The 2,500-nt window shown below is 65.1% G+C and carries 3 protein-coding genes; 2 read left to right on the top strand and 1 reads right to left on the bottom strand.

Annotated features, from left to right (window positions below; genetic code table 11):
* Positions 1–844 (top strand): adenylyl-sulfate kinase (gene cysC, locus VN856_RS08130; protein ID WP_325687863.1); only part of this gene is annotated, 844 nt, incomplete at its 5' end.
* Here cysC and VN856_RS08125 read toward each other — a convergent pair.
* A complete protein-coding gene (locus VN856_RS08125; RefSeq protein WP_325687862.1) occupies positions 841–2,079 on the bottom strand; it encodes an alpha/beta hydrolase in 1,239 nt (412 codons plus the stop codon). The two genes, cysC and VN856_RS08125, sit on opposite strands and share 4 nt — an antisense overlap.
* Positions 2,080–2,180: 101 nt before the next feature.
* Between VN856_RS08125 and VN856_RS08120 the strand changes: the two genes are divergently transcribed.
* Positions 2,181–2,500, top strand: a 320-nt coding sequence (locus tag VN856_RS08120) for a DUF222 domain-containing protein (protein ID WP_325687860.1), incomplete at its 3' end; no start/stop codon positions are given.

The raw sequence follows: 2,500 nt of genomic DNA, 5'->3' as shown, positions 1-2,500 counted from the left end.
AGAAATACATTCTCGGCTGGACCCCGAGACGCTCGATGAGCTGGATCAGCCAGTTGAGTTGGGGCTGAATGACATTGGAACAGTCACCCTGCGAACCAGCTCCGTCGTCATCGCCGACCCGTATTCCGAGAACCGCGACAGCGGCGCGTTTATCCTGATCGACGAGACCACCAACGACACCATCGGCGCCGGCACCATCATCGAGGCGCGAGAAGTCAAACCGGGCACGCACGCGCGCAGCGATATCCGGTGGCATCCGTCAGCGTTGGACCGCGACCACCGGTGGCAGGCCACCGGCCAAGCCGGTGCGACCATCTGGTTCACCGGCCTGCCCGCGTCCGGAAAGTCGACGATCGCGGTTGCGGTGGAACGTGCGCTCGTCGAATCGGGACGGACGGCTTATCTACTCGACGGGGATAATCTGCGGCACGGGCTGTCAGACGACTTGGGCTTCTCCCCCGGTGACCGCACCGAAAACATCAGGCGGGTCGGGCATTTGACCCGGCTGCTGGCTGACGCGGGTGTGGTGGCGTTGGCATCGCTGGTGTCGCCGCTGAAGTCGGACCGCGAGACGGCACGCGCGCTGAACGACGCCGCCGGACTGCCCTTTATCGAGGTTCACGTCGCCACATCGCTGGCCGAGTGCGAAAAGCGGGACCCTAAAGGCCTTTACGCACGCGCCCGCAGCGGCGAGCTCAAAGGGCTCACCGGCGTCGACGCGCCCTACGAGCCACCCGAGAATGCCGACCTGGTGCTGGACACCGCCGGTGCCGACACCGATGATCTGGCCGCACAGGTGATCGCTCTACTCGACAAGCGACGCCCTCGACCGTCGTCGGGCTAGACCGAAACCGGACGTTTCGAGTAGATCTCGGCGAGGAACTGCTCGACGGCCACTGTCGCATGTGCAGCGCGTACCGACCCAAAGATGTCGAAGGCGTGCTGCGCAAAAGGTAATTCAGCGTAGGCGACCGGCTGGCGGCTCACTTCACGGAGCCGCTTGCTGAATGCGCGGCCCTGCTCGACCGGAATCAGCGAGTCATTACGGCCATGCAGCACGAAAAACGGTGGGGCATCCGGATTTACGTAGGTGATCGGAGATGCGGATCGGAATGCATCAACGATATCGGGTCGCCTCAGCTTGAAGACGTACTTCGACAACGTCGGCGCCATCAACGGGTGGATCGCGTCGTCCCTGGTGAAGTCGTAGAGGCCGTAGAACGGAACGGCCGCCCGCACACTGGTGTCGGCGTCCTCGAAGCCCGGCTGAAATTGCGGATCGTTCGGCGTGAGGGCGGCCAGCGACGACAGATGCCCACCGGCCGAGCCGCCGGTGATCGCGACCCAGTCCGGGTCGCCGCCGTATTCGGCGATGTGCTCCTTGGTCCACGCCAGCGCGCGCTTGACGTCGACGATCTGATCCGGCCAGGTGGAGCGGGGGCTGAGCCGGTAGTTGATAGCTACGCACACCCAGCCCAGCTCGGCGAGGTGGCTCATCAACGGATATGCCTGTTGGCGTTTGCTTCCCACCATCCACGCGCCGCCGGGCACCTGCAGCAGCACCGGCGCCCGTCCGCCGCGATCGAGGTCGGGCCGTCGCCAGATGTCGAGGTGGTTCCGGGAGCCATGTTCGCCGTAGCTGATGTCGGTGTCATGCGCGTAGCTGCCGTAGACCCGCGCCATGCGGAGCACGCCCGGCGACTTGGCGGTGCCCGCCCCGGCCGGCCGCTTCCACAGATCGCCCGACTCGGTGCGGCGATCGGGACCCAGCCCGGCGTCGAGTGCAGCCTTGAGCGGCTGGTCGGCCTGCGCGCCGATGCGGTGCAGGCCGACCAATCCCAACCACGACAGCGCCGACACCAACCAGCTGAAACGGCGCAGCCGCGGTGGCAGCTTGCGGGTGACGGCGGCCAGCAGCGCGAACTGGCTGACGAGCAACTGCAGGGGCAGCTCTGACGCGAACACGCCGAAGCTGAACGCATACATCGAGAGGTAACCGCGCTTGCTCAGCGGCTGATAGCCATCGGCGGTGACCGCGAGTCCGGCCAGTGGTGCGAGCACAGCTAGCAGTTTCTTCACGGCGACCACTTAACCATAGACATTTTTGTCACTGAAACCACTTGCGTCACTTTAGTTTTCCGGGTCCAAAACTTGTCGGGCCTTGTCTCTATTATTCGAACATGCGTTCTAGTAGTCGTGAGGAGATCGTCGAGGTCTTCGACGGGCTCACGGCTGGCATGAAGCGCGCGGTGGACCTGACGTTCGATGTGCTGACCACGCCTGAGCGGCTGAGCATGTTGCAACACTGCGAAGAGATCCGCCGCGTGCTGTGTGCGGTCGAGCATCCGCTGATCAACCAGCTCGCCGAGCAGGCCGACCCGGCCGAGCTGGGCGGGAAACTGGCCCCCGCGCTGGCCAACCGGTTGCGGATCAGCCGCGCCGAGGCGTCGCGGCGCATTCATGAGGCCGCCGATTTGGGCCAGCGGCGGGCGCTCAACGG

The organism is Mycobacterium sp. (assembly GCF_035603715.1).
Taxonomy (GTDB): Bacteria; Actinomycetota; Actinomycetes; order Mycobacteriales; family Mycobacteriaceae; genus Mycobacterium.
This window is presented reverse-complemented; position numbering and strand designations above follow the sequence as displayed.